This window comes from Pseudomonas sp. BIGb0381, assembly GCF_024809815.1.
GTDB lineage: Bacteria > Pseudomonadota > Gammaproteobacteria > Pseudomonadales > Pseudomonadaceae > Aquipseudomonas.
In genome coordinates this window covers 124,131-144,113 of the sequence record NZ_JANUEN010000001.1, presented here as the reverse complement: position 1 = coordinate 144,113, position 19,983 = coordinate 124,131, and the positions used below count along the sequence as shown (strand labels likewise).

Annotated in this window: 19 protein-coding genes, 5 tRNA genes and 1 pseudogene; 8 read left to right on the top strand and 17 right to left on the bottom strand. The window is 59.8% G+C overall.

The features are described from left to right. Positions 1-126 precede the first annotated feature (126 nt). The 4 genes from M2397_RS00740 to M2397_RS00725 all read right to left on the bottom strand — a co-directional run bounded on the left by M2397_RS00740 (position 127) and on the right by M2397_RS00725 (position 5,947). Positions 127-2,157, bottom strand: a complete 2,031-nt coding sequence (locus M2397_RS00740; RefSeq protein ID WP_259242139.1) for a methyl-accepting chemotaxis protein — start codon at positions 2,155-2,157, stop codon at positions 127-129. Positions 2,158-2,338: 181 nt separating this feature from the next. After that, the gene (ampE, locus tag M2397_RS00735; RefSeq protein ID WP_145335381.1) at positions 2,339-3,175 is read right to left on the bottom strand and encodes a regulatory signaling modulator protein AmpE; all 837 of its coding nucleotides are present in this window, start codon (positions 3,173-3,175) and stop codon (positions 2,339-2,341) included. Next, positions 3,172-3,735, bottom strand: coding sequence for a 1,6-anhydro-N-acetylmuramyl-L-alanine amidase AmpD (gene ampD / locus M2397_RS00730; RefSeq protein ID WP_145335383.1), 564 nt, complete (start codon positions 3,733-3,735; stop codon positions 3,172-3,174). The genes ampE and ampD overlap by 4 nt, the downstream gene beginning before the upstream one ends. Before the next feature lie 61 nt (positions 3,736-3,796). Next, a complete protein-coding gene (locus tag M2397_RS00725; protein ID WP_259242138.1) occupies positions 3,797-5,947 on the bottom strand; it encodes a DUF1631 domain-containing protein in 2,151 nt (716 codons plus the stop codon). A 245-nt stretch (positions 5,948-6,192) separates the two neighbouring features. Between M2397_RS00725 and nadC the strand changes: the two genes are divergently transcribed. Next, positions 6,193-7,041, top strand: coding sequence for a carboxylating nicotinate-nucleotide diphosphorylase (nadC, locus tag M2397_RS00720; RefSeq protein WP_131698480.1), 849 nt, complete (start codon positions 6,193-6,195; stop codon positions 7,039-7,041). Between the two features lie 7 nt (positions 7,042-7,048). Here the strand turns inward: nadC and M2397_RS30255 are convergent. From M2397_RS30255 to M2397_RS00700, 5 genes and pseudogenes are all read right to left on the bottom strand, one after another. Further along, positions 7,049-7,138: pseudogene (locus tag M2397_RS30255) on the bottom strand (outer membrane lipoprotein carrier protein LolA); the annotation flags it as partial. Positions 7,139-7,159: 21 nt separating this feature from the next. Further along, the gene (locus M2397_RS00715) at positions 7,160-7,465 is read right to left on the bottom strand and encodes a DUF6388 family protein (RefSeq protein WP_027604882.1); all 306 of its coding nucleotides are present in this window, start codon (positions 7,463-7,465) and stop codon (positions 7,160-7,162) included. A 178-nt stretch (positions 7,466-7,643) separates the two neighbouring features. After that, positions 7,644-7,716: transfer RNA gene (locus tag M2397_RS00710), tRNA-Thr, on the bottom strand. Positions 7,717-7,764: 48 nt separating this feature from the next. Then, positions 7,765-9,165 carry an O-antigen ligase gene (locus M2397_RS00705; protein WP_259242137.1) on the bottom strand — a complete coding sequence of 467 codons (1,401 nt, stop codon included), beginning with the start codon at positions 9,163-9,165 and terminating at the stop codon, positions 7,765-7,767. 35 nt (positions 9,166-9,200) lie between these two features. Next, complete coding sequence (locus M2397_RS00700; RefSeq protein ID WP_131698538.1) at positions 9,201-9,611, bottom strand: pilin; 411 nt, start codon at positions 9,609-9,611, stop codon at positions 9,201-9,203. A 202-nt stretch (positions 9,612-9,813) separates the two neighbouring features. On the opposite strand from M2397_RS00700, the gene M2397_RS00695 reads away from it, so the two are divergent. The 4 genes from M2397_RS00695 to yacG are packed head-to-tail and all read left to right on the top strand — an operon-like array spanning position 9,814 to position 12,702. Further along, the gene (locus tag M2397_RS00695; RefSeq protein ID WP_259242136.1) at positions 9,814-11,022 is read left to right on the top strand and encodes a type II secretion system F family protein; all 1,209 of its coding nucleotides are present in this window, start codon (positions 9,814-9,816) and stop codon (positions 11,020-11,022) included. Then, the gene (locus tag M2397_RS00690) at positions 11,019-11,885 is read left to right on the top strand and encodes an A24 family peptidase (protein WP_131698483.1); all 867 of its coding nucleotides are present in this window, start codon (positions 11,019-11,021) and stop codon (positions 11,883-11,885) included. Before M2397_RS00695 ends, M2397_RS00690 begins: the two co-directional genes overlap by 4 nt. Further along, positions 11,882-12,505: a dephospho-CoA kinase gene (gene coaE / locus M2397_RS00685; protein ID WP_027604887.1), complete on the top strand. Its 624-nt coding sequence runs from the start codon at positions 11,882-11,884 to the stop codon at positions 12,503-12,505. The genes M2397_RS00690 and coaE overlap by 4 nt, the downstream gene beginning before the upstream one ends. Further along, positions 12,502-12,702, top strand: coding sequence for a DNA gyrase inhibitor YacG (gene yacG / locus M2397_RS00680; RefSeq protein WP_003188437.1), 201 nt, complete (start codon positions 12,502-12,504; stop codon positions 12,700-12,702). Before coaE ends, yacG begins: the two co-directional genes overlap by 4 nt. Here the strand turns inward: yacG and M2397_RS00675 are convergent. The 3 genes from M2397_RS00675 to M2397_RS00665 all read right to left on the bottom strand — a co-directional run bounded on the left by M2397_RS00675 (position 12,699) and on the right by M2397_RS00665 (position 14,143). Beyond that, the gene (locus tag M2397_RS00675) at positions 12,699-12,914 is read right to left on the bottom strand and encodes a hypothetical protein (RefSeq protein WP_003171680.1); all 216 of its coding nucleotides are present in this window, start codon (positions 12,912-12,914) and stop codon (positions 12,699-12,701) included. The two genes, yacG and M2397_RS00675, sit on opposite strands and share 4 nt — an antisense overlap. A gap of 75 nt (positions 12,915-12,989) precedes the next feature. After that, the gene (locus M2397_RS00670; protein ID WP_131698484.1) at positions 12,990-13,679 is read right to left on the bottom strand and encodes an energy-coupling factor ABC transporter permease; all 690 of its coding nucleotides are present in this window, start codon (positions 13,677-13,679) and stop codon (positions 12,990-12,992) included. After that, positions 13,676-14,143, bottom strand: a complete 468-nt coding sequence (locus tag M2397_RS00665) for an FAD/FMN-containing dehydrogenase (protein ID WP_131698485.1) — start codon at positions 14,141-14,143, stop codon at positions 13,676-13,678. The genes M2397_RS00670 and M2397_RS00665 overlap by 4 nt, the downstream gene beginning before the upstream one ends. 104 nt (positions 14,144-14,247) lie before the next feature. Here M2397_RS00665 and M2397_RS00660 point away from each other — a divergent pair, with 104 nt between their 5' ends. From M2397_RS00660 to M2397_RS00650, 3 genes are read left to right on the top strand one after another with little or no spacing between them, the layout of a single operon-like run. Further along, positions 14,248-14,877 (top strand): DUF1780 domain-containing protein, encoded by a 630-nt coding sequence (locus tag M2397_RS00660; RefSeq protein WP_027604891.1) that lies wholly within the window; start codon positions 14,248-14,250, stop codon positions 14,875-14,877. A gap of 54 nt (positions 14,878-14,931) precedes the next feature. Continuing rightward, the gene (locus M2397_RS00655) at positions 14,932-15,105 is read left to right on the top strand and encodes a DUF3094 family protein (protein WP_016976295.1); all 174 of its coding nucleotides are present in this window, start codon (positions 14,932-14,934) and stop codon (positions 15,103-15,105) included. A gap of 60 nt (positions 15,106-15,165) precedes the next feature. After that, positions 15,166-16,464, top strand: coding sequence for an NAD(P)/FAD-dependent oxidoreductase (locus M2397_RS00650; RefSeq protein ID WP_145335397.1), 1,299 nt, complete (start codon positions 15,166-15,168; stop codon positions 16,462-16,464). Between the two features lie 131 nt (positions 16,465-16,595). Here the strand turns inward: M2397_RS00650 and M2397_RS00645 are convergent. The 5 genes from M2397_RS00645 to clpB all read right to left on the bottom strand — a co-directional run bounded on the left by M2397_RS00645 (position 16,596) and on the right by clpB (position 19,876). Next, a tRNA-Pro gene (locus tag M2397_RS00645) sits at positions 16,596-16,672 on the bottom strand. A gap of 93 nt (positions 16,673-16,765) precedes the next feature. Then, positions 16,766-16,841 (bottom strand) — tRNA-Lys (locus M2397_RS00640). 5 nt (positions 16,842-16,846) lie between these two features. After that, positions 16,847-16,923: transfer RNA gene (locus tag M2397_RS00635), tRNA-Pro, on the bottom strand. Between the two features lie 9 nt (positions 16,924-16,932). Beyond that, positions 16,933-17,008, bottom strand: a tRNA-Asn gene (locus tag M2397_RS00630). A 303-nt stretch (positions 17,009-17,311) separates the two neighbouring features. Then, a complete protein-coding gene (clpB, locus tag M2397_RS00625) occupies positions 17,312-19,876 on the bottom strand; it encodes an ATP-dependent chaperone ClpB (RefSeq protein ID WP_131698487.1) in 2,565 nt (854 codons plus the stop codon). Positions 19,877-19,983 lie beyond the last annotated feature (107 nt).

Here is a 19,983-nt window from a genome sequence, read left to right as displayed (position 1 = left end):
CGTCGTGCCTCCCTTGGACCTTGATTGAGTGACACAAATTTTCACTCATTCACCCGCGCAAAAAAGGCACTCCGGGAAATCAGGACAGGCACTACACCAAACCAAGACCAATCCTACGACATCGCCTTACACACGAAAGGCCCCGATCAGTTGCTTCAATTCGATCACCTGTATCGACAGCTGCCGGCTCGCCGCTTCAGTCTGATGTGCGCCTTCGGCAGCGTGCTCGCCGGCACGATTGATTTCGACGATATTCTGGTCGATGTCATGAGCAACGGCGGTCTGCTGCTCCACAGCCGCGGCGATCTGCTGATTCTGATCGACGATCATGCCCACGGCACCGAGGATATTTTCCAGGGCTTGCTGGACCTTATCCGACTGTTTCACGGTGCCGCTGGCCATTTCATGGCTGCTGCCCATGGCCTTCACGGCCGCTGCCACGCCGCTGTGCAGGCGGCTGATCATTTGTTCGATTTCTTCGGTGGAATGCTGGGTCCGCCGGGCCAGGGTTCGCACCTCGTCGGCCACCACGGCAAAGCCGCGTCCCTGCTCACCGGCCCGCGCGGCCTCGATGGCAGCATTGAGTGCCAGCAGGTTGGTCTGCTCGGCGATGCTTTTGATCACCTCCAGGACGCTGCTGATGGATTGGCTGTCAGTGGCCAATTGGTTGATCACCCTTACCGACTGGTCGATCTCCGAGGCCAGCCGCGCAATGCTGCCCTGCTGGGATTGCACCAGGCCACGGCCATTGACGGTTTCATCGTTGACGCTGTGGGCACTGCTGACCGCCGCCGCCGCACTGCGCGCCACCTCCTGGGCGGTGGAAGACATTTGGTTCATGGCCGTCGCCACCTGCTCAATCTGCATGCGCTGGCCAGAGACCGCCTGATTGCTCCGGGCCGAGACCGTTTCCACTTGACCGGCCTGTAATTCGACCTGGCTGACGGTGTGCCCGACGCGCTCGATCAAGTCATGGATTTTCGCTACGGTACCGTTGAACACTTGGCCCAGATCGCCCAACTCATCGCGGCTTTGGGCAACAAAGGTAACGGTCATGTCGCCGGCGGCCACCTTGTCCATCATCGCCCCCAGACGCCGCAACGTAGTACGCGTAGACGCGTAGAACCCCGCATACAGGTAGAAAATCAGCAAAAACACCGCCGTCAGCGCCGAGACCAGCATTACCATGTGCGTACGGTTCTGCGCCAGGCGCTGCTCCAGTTGCTGCCCGAGGAACATCAGGGTGGCGTCATCGAGCTGATAGGTGTGGTCCATCAATTGGCTGACGCTGTCATAGAAACCCTGCCAGGGGGCATCAAGGGTTTCGGCCATCACCACCTGTTCTTCAAATAACTCACTGCCGTGCTTGAGGCTGGCGTTACTGGCCTTGGCCAGGCTGTCGAGTGCCGCGTGCGCGGCGTTGCTGGAGCCCAGGACGTCCTGCAATTTCAAGGCGTATTCGGCCTGGAGCTTTTCCAACTGTTGCAGCAGTTCGTCGAAGCGGGTACTGGAAGATGAGTTGAGAAAACCCTGGCCCAGGGAGTAGGCGCCCATCGCCCGGCCTTCTCCCAAGGTCTGGGTGACCTGCGGGGTGACGCTGGTGATCAGTTCGCTGAGTTGGCGCAAATCACTCTGGGGGTCGCGGCTCAAGCCGGACTGGCTGGCAATGATCTGGCTGAGCATCTGTGCCTTATTGAGCAACTTGCCGATCAACGCACTTTTGCTCTGCAGCGAGCTTTCCTGCTGCTGGGCCTGGAAGGCCGCGATCAGTTCGTCACGCTTACCTTCAAAGGCGGCGATTTGCTCAGGTTCGGCAGCCATCGGGTTGAGGCCTTGCAGACGGGCGAGCACGCTCTGCTCCAACGCGCTGATCTTGTCCTCAAGGTCAGCGGCCTTGCCGGACTGACCGAGCGTTACGTTGATCTGCACCTGGTTATTCAGGGTTTCCAGGTCACGGCGCAGGACCAGGCTGCTGCCGAGCAAATCCAGGCTTTGCAGCTCGACACGAGTGCCCTGGAATTCGCGCCAGGAATCGCGCACCAGGTAATAGTTGGTCGCCAGCATCGGCAGCAGGAACAGCACGCTGATCAGGCTGAACTTCAGGCCGAAGCTAAGACGGTTCATCAGCGCGATGGCGGGATAGAGCAAGCTCTTCACAGGTGACCTCCCCTTTCTTTTATTTTTATTGAGGCGCAGGGCGGCGGCAGAAAGCCACTATTTGGCGCTCTGTCTGTATAGCTCAATTTGAAAGGGAGTTTTGTAACGTAAAGTTAACGAACCAGGATTGCGGGGGGCTGCTGCGCAGCCCGGCGCGGGGCAAGCCCGCTTATCACAGGAATCAGGGCAACACCGTCCAGATGGCGAAGCCGGCATACCACAGCACCGCCGCACGCAGCAGCAGTTCCCACAGGCGATCCAGGCTGTTGATGCCGTCGGCACCCACGGCCGGAGGGGGGATTTCAGCGGCGACCAGACCGACTTTTTCCACCAGTTGCGCCGCGCTGATGTCCCAGCTCAGCAACTCGTGAAGCATGACACGGCTGACCGCGACGAAATTGCCCACCAGCGCAAAACTGGCCGCCAGCAAGCGCACCGGCAACCAGTCAAACGCGTGACGCAGCTGCCCGGCGCGCTCAGCCACCAGAGGGTTGTGGCTATGCTCACTGGCGAGCGCCAGCAGTCGATAGGCCAGCGCGGCGACCGGCCCTAACAGGAAGTACCAGAAAATCACGGCGAAGAAGCTCTGGTAGACCTGCCACAACAGATAGCCCTGGACGCGCTCCAGCAGTTGCTCGCCGCTGTCGGCTCCCAGCTTCAGGTCGCGCTCGGCCACATGTTCGGCCGCCTGCAGGTCACCACGGCGCCAGGCATCACGAAATGGCCCCAGCCCAGCCAATAGATCGCCACGGCCCAGGCTGTAGATCACCACCAGCAAGTGCACCGGCAGCGCCAACAAACCATAGGCCACCGGTTCCAGCACCAGCAACAACAACGCCAGCAACGCCACCGGCAGCAACACCAGCAGGACCAGAATCAGCCAAGGCTGCTTGCCCGTGCGCGGGCTCGACTCCAACTTGGCCAATTCGCGCAACCAGCCGCCGTCACGCTGCAACCGCTGGCGCATGGCCGAGAACTTCTCGATCCACACTGCCAACACCAACACCAGAAAACTCATCGTGCGTGTCCTCCATCCTGCAGGGCGCTGCGAAAGCGCGCCCAATCAAAAGCGGGGCCGGGATCGGTCTTGCGCCCCGGAGCAATATCGCTATGGCCGCAAATACGCTGCGGCGTAATACCTGGGTAGGCTGCCAGCAACTGACGGGTCAGGTCGATCAGCGATACATACTGAGGGTTGGTGAACGGCAAATCATCCGTGCCCTCAAGCTCTATCCCCAAGGAAAAGTCATTGCACGTCTCACGCCCTTCGAAGCACGAGACCCCGGCATGCCAGGCCCGGTCGATACAGGACACAAACTGCGTCACCGTGCCATCGCGCTCAATCAGAAAATGCGCAGACACCCGTAGGTCGGCAATCCCTTCAAAGTAGGGATGTTCCGTGACATCCAGGCGATTCTGGAAAAATTCCTGCACTTTGCCGGTGGCGAACTGCGCGGGTGGCAGGCTGATGTTATGCACCACCAACAGCGAGATTTCGCCTGTCGGGCGCTCGTTGAAGTTGGGTGAGGGGCAATGGCGAATGCCCTGGCACCAGCCGCTGGCGGGGTCCAACTGCATACAGGATCCTTGAACGTGACTAAGTGTGACCAGTATGCCGCGTTCGACCCCGTGGTTGCGATCACTTGCCGCGATTGAGTTGACGCAACTGCCCCACCACCGCCGCCAGCGCCCGCTCGAACAGCGGCTCATCGTCCAGGTTATGCAGCGCGCCCCGTTTGAACGCCATCGCCAGTTGGCCCGCACTCTTCTCCAGGACCTTGAGCCCGGTACGGCCGACGAAAACATAGGTGCTGGCCGGCGCCATGATCGCCGTCAGCTTGCACCGCAGGGTGCCTGCCTGGCCCTGCTGGAACACGAACCAGTCACCGATTCGCAATTGGTGCACCTTGGCCAGGTCCGGATCATCGTCCGGCAGGCCCTCGACTGGATCGAGCGGCAGTGCGCTGAACACAAAGGGCTCACACACTTCGAGCCATCCATCGCCCCCCTCGGGCGGCCGGACATGCAGGGTCTGCAAGCGCACAAAAAAATCACGGGTGCTGAAGGGGTCGAATGCAGCGCTGGTCAAGCCGTCGCGCAGTGCCTTGAGCAACCCCGGCAACTGCTCCAGCAAGTGCACCCCGGCTTCAGTGTCTGCCGGCAGGCTGACACTCCAGATCAGCTCATCCATGGTGCGCAGCCCTGCCTGCCATTGCACTGACTGCTCGCCGTGCTTGAGGCTGGCCAGCAACAGCACCTGGCTCCAGGCCTGTTGCAGGAACTGCACCACCGCCTGCGGCAAAACCTTGCCCAGCATCCGTCGATTGAGTACCTCAGCCACCCGCGCACGCGCCGCTTCAGTGCGCACGCGCCCTTCTTCAGCATTGCGGGTGTGTTGTTCAAGCAATTCGCTACGACGACGCTCATCGGCGGTGAACGCTGTGAATTCAGTCAGCAATTGGGAAAAAATCGCCGGATCTTCAACAAACTCATTGAGTAAACGCTGAACCACCTGCTCTATGCGCAGGTACAGGCTGTCGCGCTGGAAGTCATCGACGGGGCTCCAGCCCATGGCAGTGGTCGCGATTTCATTCAACAGGCGCCGAGCCGGGTGGCCGGGGCGACTGAAAAAGCTCTTGTCCAGCACCGCCACTTTCAGCATCGGGATCTGCAGGCGGCCAATCAAGGCCTTGAAGGCGTCCGGCACCGCGCGGTCATTAAGGATAAATTCGAACAGCAGGGCGATCAGGTTGATCACATCTTCATCCGCATCCTCCACCACCCGCGACTTGCCACTCTTGACGCTGACACGGGTGAGCAACTGCTCGAGCTGGTTACACAAGTCAAAATCATCTTCGGCGTCCGGCTCCGGGACGTACTGCTGCAAATGGGATAACAGGCGCAGCAGATCGCGGGTGGCGATGGGCTGGGGTTCGGCACTGGCTTCAAGGGTAGGCGACACGCTACCGCGCACGACGGTCAACAATGCCTGCAAGGCGGTGAAGGCTTGCTGGCCATTTTCGTCGACCGGTTGGTCGGCGCTCGGCAATGCCTCCTCGCGATGATGATCGCGGGTGGCACGACCGCCAGGACGACGGGATGGCACGGCCTTGAGTTCCGGCAACACGCCGGTCGCGACCAGCAGTTGATTGGCTTCACCGTACAGTTGGTCAGCATCACTGAGGACGTACTTTTCAAACAGCTTGAGCATGATCAGCTTGACGCGGATCTCCACGCCCAGACTGCGCCCGGCACGCAGGAAAAACTCGCACAGCAGCGCCGGGCCCAGGGGGTTCTCACGGTCGTCCAGGCGATTACCGAGCAATACACTCAAGCGTGCAGTGAGTTGCGACAGCGCCAGGCCGTCGCGGTGACGCACCCGGCCTAGCATGGCCTCAAGCGCGACGGCTTTTTCCAGGTCGTCCCTGGACGTGCCTGAGGCCGCGTCATAGGACACCACCGGCACCAACTGAAGCTCACCATGCCCCGCCTGCCCCAGGTTTCCAAAGGCCTCGAACAGCCGCTCCATGAACACGCGCTCGAAATTCTTGCGCTTGAGGCGCAGGTCGCGCATGGCTTCAAAGAAAATATGGTGGTCCACGTTGCTGCGAGCCTTGTCGGCCATTTCGAACAAGGTGTCGTCGGCGTTATCGAACAGTTCCTGCAAACCCTGCTGCAACTGCTGCGCCGCCTTGTCGCGAACCTGCAGCAACACCACCGGCAGGCGCGCGAGCGGCGATGGCGTGGCTTGTGCCTTGTTGATCGGCACCACCTTTCCGTCATTGTGCATCCTGGCCTCCTGAAACGGCGGTAAAGCGTTGGGGAAAGATCGTGTACAGGCCCAATAAGCGCTGTGGATAACCGGTTACCACCAGGGCGTCAAAGCTATGACGCCAATTGCAAGGCGCAAGATTATCTTGCAAATGAGTGCGGTTGTGCCAGCAAACTCTGACATTGCGCTGTAAATGAGTGGTGAGCCTGGGTTCAAACGCACGCTGCCCCTATAATCGGGACACTTTGTTTGTGGAGCCTGTTATGCCGAACCTCCGTCTTGCCGACCTCACCGCCGAAATCGAAGCCAACGTGCGCCGCGCGCTCCTGGAAGACATCGGCAGCGGCGACATCACCGCACAGTTGATCCCGGCCGAACGGCTGGCCACGGCCACCATCATTACCCGCGACGACGCCGTCATCGCCGGCACAGCATGGGTGGACGCGGTATTCCGCCAACTGGACCCGCGGGTTGCCGTGCACTGGCAGGTGGCCGACGGCGAGCGCGTCAGCCCCAACCAAGTCCTGTTCCGTCTGGAAGGTCCGGCGCGTTCGCTGCTCAGTGGCGAACGCTCTGCCCTGAACTTCCTGCAATTGCTCTCCGGGGTCGCCACACGTGCCCGGTTCCTGGCGGATTTTGTCGCCAGCACCCAGGTGAAGCTGCTGGACACCCGAAAAACCCTGCCCGGCCTGCGCCTGGCGCAGAAATACGCGGTGACCTGCGGCGGCTGCCACAACCACCGCATCGGTTTGTATGACGCGTTCCTGATCAAGGAAAACCATATCGCGGCCTGTGGCGGGATTGCCCAAGCCATCAGCGCCGCCCACAAGATCGCACCCGGCAAGCCGGTGGAAATCGAAGTGGAGAGCCTGGACGAACTGCGCGAAGCGCTGGCGGCGGGCGCCGACATCATCATGCTCGATGAATTGAGCCTGGAAGATATGCGTGAAGCCGTGCGCCTGAACGGCGGCAAGGCCAAGCTGGAAGCCAGCGGCGGGATCAATGAAACCACCCTGCTGCCTATCGCCGAGACGGGGGTGGACTACATCTCCATTGGTGCGATGACCAAGGATGTGAAAGCAGTGGATTTGTCGATGCGTCTCAGTATTTGAGCACCTTAACGGTAGGAGCGAGCTTGCTCGCGAAAAACCTGAGAATGCCGCAGGGAACCAGGCAGCCCGCGTCATCGTTAGCGATTTTCGCGAGCAAGCTCGCTCCTACAAGCTGCTTTTAAACGACCAAATCGTTCATCTCGCAATACTCTTCCCATTCGACACCCAGCACCTCGGCCGCCTCTTTGTGCAAGGCCAGCCGTGCCGCTTCGAATTCTTCCGGTGTCGAGGTGTACTTGAGGGTCAGTTCCCAAGGCTGGAAGCCCTGGCTCTCGGCTTCGTCCTCGAAGGCCCACTGGATCTGGTCGCGCTGATCATCGGCGCTCAGGTCCTTGATCTCTTCTTTAAGCTGCGGCGATTCCTCAAGGTATTTTTCGAGGGCTGCTTGATGCCGAACTTCCTGGGTCATTTCAGTCGTGGTCATGTTGTTCTCTTAGATCGAGGAATGGGGATGCATCTGGGTCATCAAGGTTGCGCAGATACAAAAGAGCGGGCACACGTGCCAACTCGTCTGGCCTTCAGAACCATTCTGGGATCATCTGAAAACATTGCCTTTGAAACACTGCCGTTAAAACACCGCAGCTAAAACAGTAGCGCCTTTTTGCCCGAGACAGGAATCGAACCTGCGACCTTCGCGTTACGAGTGCGCTGCTCTACCAACTGAGCTACACGGGCGGTGGGCTAAAGCTAGCACCGCATCGGGCGTCCGGCAACTTGCGCCCTTCAACGGGCAATGACCCCCTGAGCCCAGAAGCGTGGTTGCAGGTGACGACCTTCGCCGTCCTGGTACTGATGCTGGGCTTGCTGAAGGTGAGGCACATCGCGCATCGCGATAAACACCAACAGACCAACGGCCAACACACTCAAGGCTTTCCATAGGTTCCGGGCCAACGGCAGCGCAGCGCTTGCTGGCATGTGCGACACATGCAGCGCCATCAGCCAGCCCACCACCAGCGCCAACCAGACCTGGGAGTTGGGCATCACGATCACGCCATCGACCATGGACTGCACCAGCGCCCCCACCAACGCCGCAGACAGGCACAAACGCAGCAGGTCAACACGCTCGGCGGACAGCGCTCGCTCGCGTAGCACAGCCAACATGGCCCAGCCGCCTCGCCCTGCCAGCACCGCCACGCACAGCGCCGAGGGCACCCCCCATTCGCTGGCCCATTGCAGAATCGCCTGATGGGGATGAGCGGCAATCCTGTTGGCGATATCGGCAAAATGCATCGGCCCGAAACCAAGCCACGGCCGCTCGACGAGCATGTACCACGCCTGCCACCAGATCGGGCCACGTCCCGACAGCGAGGTGGTGAGGCGATCTCCGGCACCACTGGAGAGCTCAATCCCCAGGTAATCCGCCAGCACCGTGAATATCAGCCAATACAGCAACAGCCCAACCAACACCGCGGCCAACTGCCAGCCCAGCCAGCGACGCCCCCAAGGCCCAAGCACCGCCAACACCAGGCCTGCCACGCCCATACCGAGCCAGGTACCCCGCGTGCCGCCGCTGATTGCGATCAGCCACCAGACACACAGCAACGCAAACATCGCACCTCGCAAGGCACGGGAGATATTCGGGATCAGTAAAGGCAGCGCCAGCAATGGCAGGGTAAATGTCTGAAACTGGCCGTAGAAACGCTTGTTGGAAAAGCCGGACAACAGCCGGTCAGGGTCCAGCGCGCGCTCGCCACTGGTGAACGCGAGCGTACCGGCATAGAGATACTCGGCCGACTTGATCAGGCACAACACCACCACAACCAGGATCAGCACGCGATCCAAAGACTCGCCGCCGTGACGACGAAGCAGGGAAAAGGCGACGGCAATCGCCGCGCAGCTGATAAACAGCGCCACTTCGGTGAGCGCCCACAGCGGCTGATGGGCAAGCGCCGAAGACAGCAGGCCCAGCCCGACAACCAGCGCTACTCCCCAGGCCGTGGGCCTGTCCACCCAAGGTTCAGTCGAGGTAACCGACAACCCATACAGCACCGCGCAAAACCCGATGGCAATTTGCATTCCACGCTGTAGATCATGCCCACCGAACGGTGCGCAAATCCCGACAGTCATCAGGCACGCAGTTGCTATCAGGAAAACTCCGCCTCGCTGCTGTACGGATAACGCCATCGGCCACCTCGACCTCCCTGTGGATGGTTTAGCAGTTATGCCCCGTCGGTGCCGCAGCCCTTGCCGACATATTTCGCTTCAGCGGTAGTCGTGCACTTCCAGCCGGTGGCGCTGCGCACCAGGCTGATGGTCTTGCCCAGCACCGGCGCCGGCGCGTCGAGTATTTCGCAGCTGATGGAGCCCGCGCCCGTGGCCACGTCGCCTGCCACATCGATCTTGCAGTTGGCGGTGGGACTGGTGCCGCCGATCAAGGCCAAGGTAGGTACGGTGCCCTGGTTGATGGTGTCTTCGTAGCCGGCCTTCAACGCGGCAATTTCAGCCAGGCCGGCAGTGAACTTGGCCTTGGCCTGGTGCGTGGTGTACATGGGCAAGCCGATGGTGGCCAAAATGCCGATGATTGCCACGACGATCAACAACTCGATCAGGGTAAAGCCTTTCTGACGTATCACATTCACTCTCCAGAATAGAACTCATGACAAGGCGCGTCCTGCACCCCGTTTTTGCAACGGCGCCAGTGTACTCACCCGCAAGCGGTCAATCGCGTTCAAGACGCACATTCTGACATTTTTATCCTGCGCCATCGGCATGCCCGAATCCGTCACCTGACTAAGCTATAAATCTTCGACAGTCTGTATGCGGAACCGCGACATGAACAATGCTTCGACGATTTACGCCTGGGAAGGCATCAACCGCAAAGGGCGCAGGGTGTCCGGGCAAACCAAGGGGCACAACCCTGCCCTGGTCAAGGCACAACTGCGCCAGCAAGGGATCAGCCCCGGCCGTGTGCGCAAGCAATCTCCGCTGCTGCCAAGCCTCGCACCATCAGTCAAAGCGGCTGACATCACCCTGCTCACTCGCCAACTGGCTACGCTGCTGAAGGCAGGGGTTCCACTTCTGCAAGCCTTCGACATCATCAGCGAAGGCGTCGACAACCGAGCAGTGCGCGAACAGGTGCAAGGACTTAAACAGGCGATCGCGGCCGGCAGCAGCCTGGCTGATGCATTGCGCAAACAACCGCGTTATTTCGATGCGCTGTACTGCAACCTGGTGGCCGCCGGCGAACAGGCCGGGGCGCTTGAGACACTGCTGGAAAGGGTGGCGATCCACCGGGAAAAAAGTGAGCAGCTCAAGGCCAGGATCAAAAAGGCCATGACGTACCCCATTGCAGTCCTGGTGGTTGCCAGCCTGGTCACCGGCATACTGCTGGTCCACGTGGTGCCGCAGTTCCAGAGCCTGTTCGCCGGGGTCGACGGCAAACTGCCGGCATTTACCTTACGTGTGATTGCCTTGTCGGCGTTCATGCAGCACGCATGGTGGATGCTGGTGTTGGGCATAGCCGCGGGCGCCATTGGACTTCGCCAGGCCTATCGGAGCTCGTCGGGTTTTCGCTACTGGCTGGACGCCGGTTTGTTGAAAGCGCCCCTGGCAGGCAAACTGCTGACAAAATCCGCTGTGGCCCGTTACGCCCGCACGCTCTCCACGACCTTTGCCGCCGGTGTCCCACTGGTACAGGCATTGGATTCAGTCGCCGGCGCCGTGGGAAATGGCCCGTTCAAACAGGCAATCGAACATATGCGTCACGATGTATCCACTGGTATGCAACTGAATCAATCCATGGTCAACAGTGGCCTGTTTCCCGGCATGGCGATCCAGATGACGGCGATCGGCGAAGAGTCGGGCACCCTGGAATACATGCTGGAAAAGGTCGCCAGCCACTATGAAGCGGAGGTGGACAACCAGGTCGACAACCTCACCAGCCTGATGGAGCCGTCGATCATGGTGGTCCTGGGGGGGATTGTCGGCGCGCTGGTCATCGCCATGTACCTGCCGGTCTTCCAATTAGGGAGCGCATTTTGAGCGTGCTGCTGAACGAGCACCCATGGGCTTTTGTCGCCATAGCGTTGGTACTGGGGCTCATCGTCGGCAGCTTCCTCAACGTGCTGGTCTGGCGCCTGCCTAAAATGCTCGAACGGGAATGGCGTGCCCAGGCCCATGAGGTGCTCGGTCTACCTGCCGAACCTGACGGGCCGACCTACAACCTGATGCACCCCAACTCATGCTGCCCACACTGTGATCATCCCATTCGGCCCTGGGAAAATATCCCACTGCTCAGCTACCTGATACTCAGGGGCCGCTGCGCCCATTGCCGGGGGGCCATCAGCCCCCGCTACCCTTTCACCGAACTCGCCTGCGGGTTGATCTCGGCAGGGGTCGCCTGGCATTTCGGCTTTGGCTGGGAAGCCGCAGCGCTGCTGGTGTTGAGTTGGGGATTACTGGCGATGAGCCTGATCGATGCAGACCACCAGTTGCTGCCGGATGTGCTGGTGCTGCCATTGCTGTGGCTGGGGCTGATCGTCAACAGCTTTGGATTACTGACGACATTAGCCGACGCGCTATGGGGTACCGTGATCGGCTACATGAGCCTGTGGAGCGTGTTCTGGCTGTTCAAGCTGGTCACCGGCAAAGACGGCATGGGCCACGGTGATTTCAAGTTGCTGGCCCTGCTCGGCGCCTGGGGTGGCTGGCAGCTATTGCCGATGACACTGTTGATGTCCTCGCTGGTGGGGGTGGTTGTCGGGTTGATCATGATGCGCCTGCACAAGACCCAGACGTCCACGCCGATGCCATTTGGCCCGTATCTGGCAATTGCCGGCTGGATTGCAGTGCTCTGGGGTGGTCAAATAACCGACTTCTATTTGCAGTCTGTCGGTTTCAGATGACCACTCCTGTTGCAACACCCTGGATTCTTGGCCTCACTGGCGGCATCGGCAGCGGTAAAAGTGCGGCAGCCCAGCACTTTATCGACCTGGGCATTGACCTCGTGGACGCCGATCACGCCGCGCGCTGGGTGGTCGAACCCGGCCGCCCGGCATTGGCACGCATCGCCGAGCATTTTGGTGCTGGCGTATTGCAGCCTGACGGCCAGCTGGACCGCGCAGCTCTGCGCAAGCTGATCTTTGAGGTGCCCGAAGAGCGCCGCTGGCTGGAAGCCCTGCTGCACCCGTTGATTGGCGAGGAGATTCGCAGTCACCTGGCTCGCGCCCGCTCGCCTTACGCGATCCTGGTGTCACCGCTGCTGATCGAATCGGGCCAGTACAGCATGACCCAGCGCATCCTGGTGATCGATGTGCCGCAATCGCTGCAGATTCAGCGTACCCTGCAGCGCGACGGCATCAGCGAACAACAGGTTCAGGCAATCCTCAAGGCCCAGTCCAGCCGTGAAGACCGCCTGAACCATGCCGATGACGTGCTGGTCAATGACCAGGACCTCGCCTGGCTGCACAGCGAGGTCGAGCGACTGCACCACTTTTACCTTACTTTGCGTGGAGGCCGATCATGAGCCAACCCTTGACCGTCGACTGCCCAACCTGCGGCGCACCCGTGGAATGGAAAGCGACCAACCTCAACCGGCCGTTCTGCTCGGACCGTTGCAAACTCATCGACCTGGGCGCGTGGGCCGCCGAGGAACACAAGATTCCCGTGGCTCCGGATGCCGAAGACGAGCTGTTTTCCGAAGACTTGCCGCCACGCCACTAAGGCCGCATAAAGGCGTATTCCTGCTGGTCGTCGAGGTTTTCTGCGAGGTATTGCAGCTCGTCGGCCAGGTCTTCGAAACTGCGTACGCCCTTGCTCTGCTGTACCACCGCACTGAGCATCGCGCGCAGGGTCAAGCCTGGGTCGAAACCGATTTCCTGTGCCGCATCCTGGCTTCTGCGCAACTCCTGCCGTGCCCACTCGTACACACTCATGATTCGTGCTCCCGCCTTGCCTAGGAAAATTTCGCAGAGCATGGGCCTGCTCGGCTGCGCGGGATTTGATCTGGGTCAACGCTGCGATTCGTCATCCTTCCAGGGCGCCGAGAGGTAGCGTGTGCGGTTGAATGTCTCCAGCCATTCCGGACAAAACACCACCAGGGCGCTGATCACCATCCCGTTGATAAAGGCCTCGGGGAAGATGATCAGCCACAGGTAACCGACGAAATCCTCCAGCCATTCCGGCATAGCAAAACGACCGTCGAACCACAGCAACCCGAGCCCCAGCAGCAGGCAAAACAAGGCCGACAACGCGGCAGCAAAAAAACCGGAGCAGAAGATATACACGAAGGGATTGCGCGGCTGCGCTCGCTCGACCACAAGCGCACAGCCTTCGGTGATCAGCACCGGCAGCACGACCAGCAGCAGGCCGTTGACGCCAAGGGCTGTCAGGTCCTGGCGCCCAAGCAGCATTAACCCGAACTGGGCGGCAAAACCACCGACGATGGCCAGGGGCCAATCCAGCAGCAGGGTTACGGCGGTCATACCGATAAAGTGGTAGGACACTCCGGTGTCGAAATCCCGTCGCACCAACCACAACATGAACAGTGCGAACACCGTACCGAACAGCAAATGCTGACGCCGCCGGTCGGCAAACAACTCGACCCAGGGCGAGCGCAGGATCGCCCATAACAGCACCGGCGCATACAACAGCCAGCCGATGCCGAGGGTTGTGGGCGCCAGCACTGAGGCGCTGATCACGGCTTCACCTGCTCCAGGGCCTGGCGCAGTTCGGCAGCGGTGCCGTATTCATGTTGAGAAACCAACGTACCGTTATCCAGCTGCAGCCACAGCACTTTATCCGCCGCCGCGGGATAACGCGGGGCGATACGCGCGTCACGGTCCAGCATGACGCGGTAGTTGTAGGATTGCATGGCCGGTACCGCGAACAATTTGGCGATCAGTCGAGGCATGCGCTGGATGTCAGCGACGAACACTGCATGCCGCGCTTCGAGGTAGCCTTTAGGTTGGCCTTGCAGCGCCGCGTCGACCAGCTTGGCCGCGTCCATGCTGCGCGCCACCAACAGAATCTGCGCCTGGTTATCGAGGGTATAGGCTTGGTCGAATTGATCGAGCAAGGTCCAGGGGGCGAGGCGTTCGCCCACTTCAACAGCCTGTGCCCATACCGGTAAAACACTTAGCAATAGCACCACCAGAAACTTCACTGCACGCTCCTCATTCGGGGGAATTACGCTTGAAAGGCCAGTCTACACCCTGGCTTTTGCAGCAGGACTTCCTGCGGTCATCATTTGGACGCTAAGCTGCAAGCATGGATGACTCAGATTATTTGCGCCTGCTCACCGTAGCAGCCGAACAAGCCAATGCGTTCCTGTCCAATGCCCGCAAATGGGAGCGTGAGCGTTGGGTTTGCCAGCGCCTGCTGCAAGGCTTGAATGTGCCCTACCGCGCCGAAGAGTTTCATCCCGCCGGGCAAGAGCCGCCTGACGTGCTGTTTCGCGATGCCAGTTTCGAGGTGTTTTTCGTACTCGATGAAGGCCGGCGCCTGAACGACGAATGGCGCGATGAGTTGCTACGCCGGCGCAGTGCATTTTCCCTGAGCCAACTGGTGCGCCGCGAAGCCAAGCCTCGGCGCATCCCCGCCCATGAATTCCTGCTGCGCCTGGCACCCACGCTGCGCAAAAAAGCGCACAACTATAAGGAGCGCGGCATGGACCTGGGCGAGTTGGATATCGTCGCCTTCACCAGTCTCAAGCGCGAAGTGCTCGACCTCAACAGCCACTTCCCACCGCCAACGGAATACCTGCGCCAGGGCTGGCGCTCGCTGTCGCTGGTGGGGCCAACGTTTGCACGGGTGCTGTTCGCCCACCCGGACGCGCCGGATTTCTTGCGCAACAACTTGGGTCGCAGCATAGTGTTCGACGTGGGCATCAGCCTCTGATCCCCTCGCTGTAACGTGGCGCCCCTTTGCAACGTCTACCTGACGAGGCCTTATATGACCAGCCGCCTGAACCCCGACGACCAACAGCATGTCGAAGAGTACCTGCAACTCTCCCAGAACCGAGTCGAGCGCAAGCCTTTCCGGCCGTGGCTGCTCCTTGGTGTGGTGCTGGTGGTGGTGATCGGGCTCGGCCTGCTGAGCCGCCTTTTGAGTTACCTGACGCTATGAGCTGCCTGGCGCTCGCGGGGGTAACTGCTCCGATTTCTTTTAGCCTTGCGAGATATCCCCATGACCCATCGTATTATTATCGTCGGCGGCGGCGCCGGCGGCCTGGAGTTGGCTACGCGCCTGGGTAAGACTCTGGGCAAGCGCGGCACCGCCAGCATCACGCTGGTGGACGCCAACCTCACCCACATCTGGAAGCCTTTGCTGCACGAAGTCGCTGCCGGCTCACTGAACTCTTCGGAAGACGAACTCAATTACGTCGCCCAGGCCAAATGGAACCACTTCGAGTTCCAGCTGGGGCGCATGAGCGGGCTCGACCGTGAGCAGAAGAAAATCCAGCTGGCCGCCACCCTCGACGAAGAAGGCCGCGAATTGGTGCCTGCGCGCGTGCTGGGCTATGACAGCCTGGTGATTGCGGTAGGCAGCACCACCAACGATTTCGGCACCGAGGGCGCGGCACAGCACTGCCTGTTCCTCGATACACGCAAGCAGGCCGAGCGCTTCCACCAGCAGTTGCTGAACCACTACCTGCGCGCCCATGCCGGGCAGACCGATGTGGTGGAAAAGATCAGCGTTGCCATCGTCGGCGCGGGTGCGACCGGGGTCGAATTGGCCGCCGAACTGCATAACGCCGCCCATGAGTTGGCGGCGTATGGCCTGGACCGCATCAAGCCGGAAAACATGCACATCACCCTGATCGAAGCAGGCCCACGTGTACTGCCGGCCCTGCCGGAGCGGATCGGCGGGCCGGTGCATAAAACCCTGGAGAAGCTCGGGGTGACGGTACTGACCAACTCTGCGGTCAGCGAAGTGACCGCAGACGCATTGATCACCAGCAGTGGCCAGGTGATTCCTGCCAGCCTCAAAGTGTGGGCCGCCGGGATTCGTGCACCGGGCTTCCTCAAAGACATCGATGGCCTGGAAACCAACCGCATCAATCAACTGCAAGTGCTGCCCACTCTGCAAACCACCCGCGATGAAAACATCTTCGCCTTTGGCGACTGCGCCGCCTGCCCGCAACCGGACACCGATCGTAATGTGCCGCCACGGGCCCAGGCCGCGCACCAACAAGCCTCGTTGCTGGCCAAGTCGTTGAAACTGCGTATCGAAGGCAAGGACCTGCCGTCGTACAAGTACACCGACTATGGGTCGCTGATCTCGCTGTCGCGTTTCTCGGCGGTAGGTAACCTGATGGGCAACCTGACCGGCAGCGTGATGCTGGAGGGCTGGCTGGCGCGGATGTTCTATGTGTCTCTGTACCGCATGCACCAGATGGCGCTGTATGGCTTCTTCCGCACGGCGATGTTGATGCTGGGCAGCAAGATTGGCCGCGGGACTGAACCGCGCCTGAAACTTCACTGACGGCAGAGTCCCTGGTGGGACTCGTTCAATGTGGGAGGGGAACCGCCTCTCCCACATTAGTTTTATGTTGGAGTTGAGATAATTTCAGGCAAAAAAAATCCCCGTATCTTTCGATACGAGGATTTTTAATATGGTCGGGGTAAGGGGATTCGAACTCCTGACATCCTGCTCCCAAAGCAGGCGCGCTACCGGACTGCGCTATACCCCGGAAAAAAAAGGCGACCTTTCAGTCGCCTTCTTCGATCAGCGCTTTTGGCCTCTGATCTTAAGATTCGATTCCAGCGTTAACTGGTCTCAAAAATGGTGGGTCGTGTGGGATTCGAACCTACGACCAATTGGTTAAAAGCCAACTGCTCTACCAACTGAGCTAACGACCCAAATATGGTCGGGGTAGGGGGATTCGAACTCCCGACATCCTGCTCCCAAAGCAGGCGCGCTACCGGACTGCGCTATACCCCGGTTTGAAATTGGCTCCGTGACCAGGACTCGAACCTGGGACCCAATGATTAACAGTCATTTGCTCTACCGACTGAGCTATCACGGAACTACATATTTCAAAGTACAACTTTTACTGCTGTGTAACCTTCTCTTCGACCCTGTCCGTATCGCTACGTTAGCGTCTCTGAGGCGCGCTATTCTACAATCTTAAAAACCCCTGTCAACCCTTTAAATTGCTTTTAAGACAATGATTTGCGCTTCTTTCTGATTTCTTCTTGGGGAGAAGAAACCCGTGGGCTGACGTTGCTGCGGGGCGCACTTTACAAGCCTTTGCCTTACAGTTCAACGCCCTATCGAAAAAAAAGGCCCTGGGATGCAGGGCCTTCTCTTATTGCAGTGCAATTCGGGCTCAGTGGAAGACGATTTCGTCGTTCTCCACAGTCGCCTCGACGCTGGTGCCCGGCATAAAGCTGCCCGACAGGATCAACTGCGCCAGCGGGTTCTCGATCCAGCGCTGGATCGCACGTTTCAAAGGTCGTGCGCCATACACCGGGTCGTAACCGACCGCGATCAGCTTGTCCAACGCCTCGCGGCTCAGTTCCAGCGACAACTCGCGTTCCGCCAGGCGACCGCGCAGACGCCCCAACTGGATCTCGGTGATGCCCGCGATCTGATCCCGCGCCAATGGCTCGAAGATCACCACTTCGTCGACCCGGTTGATGAATTCCGGACGAAAGTGCGTAGTCAACGCATCCATTACAGCCGCGCGCTGGGCCTCACGATCACCTACCAGCTCCTGGATCTGCGCCGAGCCCAGGTTAGAGGTCATCACGATCACCGTGTTGCGGAAGTCCACCGTACGCCCGTGGCTGTCCGTAAGCCGACCATCTTCCAGCACTTGCAGCAAGATGTTGAATACGTCCGGGTGAGCCTTCTCGACCTCATCCAGCAGGATCACCGAGTAAGGCTTACGCCGCACGGCTTCGGTCAGGTAACCGCCTTCCTCATAGCCTACGTAGCCTGGTGGAGCACCGATCAGGCGAGCCACCGAGTGTTTCTCCATGAACTCGGACATATCGATCCGCACCATGGCCTCTTCAGTATCAAAGAGGAACTCGGCCAATGCCTTGCACAGCTCGGTCTTACCCACGCCGGTCGGGCCGAGGAACATGAACGAGCCGCTCGGGCGATTCGGGTCGGACAAGCCGGCACGGGAGCGGCGAACCGCGTTGGACACCGCCACGACGGCCTCTTCCTGGCCGATCACGCGCTGGTGCAACAGGTGCTCCATCTTCAGCAGCTTGTCACGCTCGCCTTCGAGCATTTTCGACACGGGGATACCGGTCCATTTGGAGACGACCTCAGCGATTTCTTCCTCGGTCACCTTGCTGCGCAACAGCTGATTTTCAGCCTTACCGTGCTGGTCGACCATCTGCAGGCTGCGTTCCAGGTCCGGGATCACCCCGTACTGCAACTCGGCCATGCGGTTCAGGTCGCCTTTACGGCGTGCGGCTTCCAGCTCCTGGCGCGACTGCTCGATCTTTTGCTGGATCTGCGCAGAGCCCTGTACTTCGGCTTTTTCCGAGGTCCAGATTTCTTCAAGGTCCGAATACTCGCGTTCCAGGCGGAGGATCTCCTCCTGGAGTTTTTCCAAGCGTTTCTTGGCTGCCTCGTCCTCTTCTTTCTTAAGTGCCTGGGATTCGACTTTCAGTTGAATCAGGCGACGATCCAGGCGGTCGAGCACTTCCGGCTTGGAGTCGATCTCCATGCGAATGCGGCTGGCCGCTTCGTCGATCAAGTCGATGGCCTTGTCCGGCAATTGACGGTCGGTGATGTAGCGATGGCTCAATTTGGCCGCCGCAATGATCGCGCCGTCGGTGATCGCCACTTTATGGTGGACCTCGTAGCGCTCTTTCAGGCCCCGCAGGATCGCGATGGTGTCCTCTTCGCTCGGCTCTTCCACCAGGACTTTCTGGAAACGACGCTCAAGGGCCGCGTCCTTTTCAATGTACTGGCGATACTCGTTGAGCGTAGTAGCACCGACACAATGCAACTCGCCTCGCGCCAAGGCGGGCTTGAGCATGTTGCCAGCATCCATGGAGCCCTCGCCTTTACCGGCGCCGACCATGGTGTGCAGTTCGTCGATAAACAGAATGATCTGCCCTTCCTGCTTCGACAGTTCATTAAGCAGGGATTTCAGGCGCTCTTCGAACTCACCGCGAAACTTTGCACCGGCGATCAACGACCCCATATCCAGGGACAGCAGGCGCTTGCCTTTAAGACCGTCCGGCACTTCACCATTGATGATGCGCTGGGCCAACCCTTCGGCAATCGCGGTTTTACCCACGCCAGGTTCACCGATCAGCACCGGGTTGTTCTTGGTGCGACGCTGCAGAACCTGGATGGTGCGACGAATTTCATCGTCACGGCCGATCACTGGGTCAAGCTTGCCCTCTTCGGCACGCTTGGTCAGGTCCACGGTGTACTTGTCCAGGGCCTGGCGCGATTCCTCGTGGTTAGGGTCGTTAACCGCATCACCGCCACGCAGGTTGTTGATGGCGTTTTCCAGGGCTTTCTTGCTTACACCCTGGCCGAGTAGCAACTTGCCAAGCTTGCTGTTCTCGTCCATGGCGGCGAGCAGCACCAGTTCGCTGGAGATGAACTGGTCACCCTTCTGCTGGGCCAGGCGATCGGCCTGGTTGAGCAGGCGCGCCAAATCCTGGGACATATTCACGTCCCCGGTCGGATTTTGGATTTTCGGCAGTTGGTCGAGCTCTTTGCTCAATTCCTTGCGCAGGCTGCTGACATCAAAGCCCACCTGCATCAACAAGGGCTTGATAGAACCACCTTGCTGTTCCAGGAGCGCCTGCATCAAGTGCGCAGGCTCGATGGCCGGGTGGTCGAGACCCACCGCCAAGGATTGGGAGTCCGATAAGGCCAACTGCAATTTGCTGGTTAAACGATCAATACGCATTAGTCACCTTCCTTTTGAGCAGGCCGGAGCTATAAAACATCCTGAATGAAGAAACCTGCCAGATACCCTTATAGATGGGGTGGATTCTGGAAGATTCAAGCAAGCGG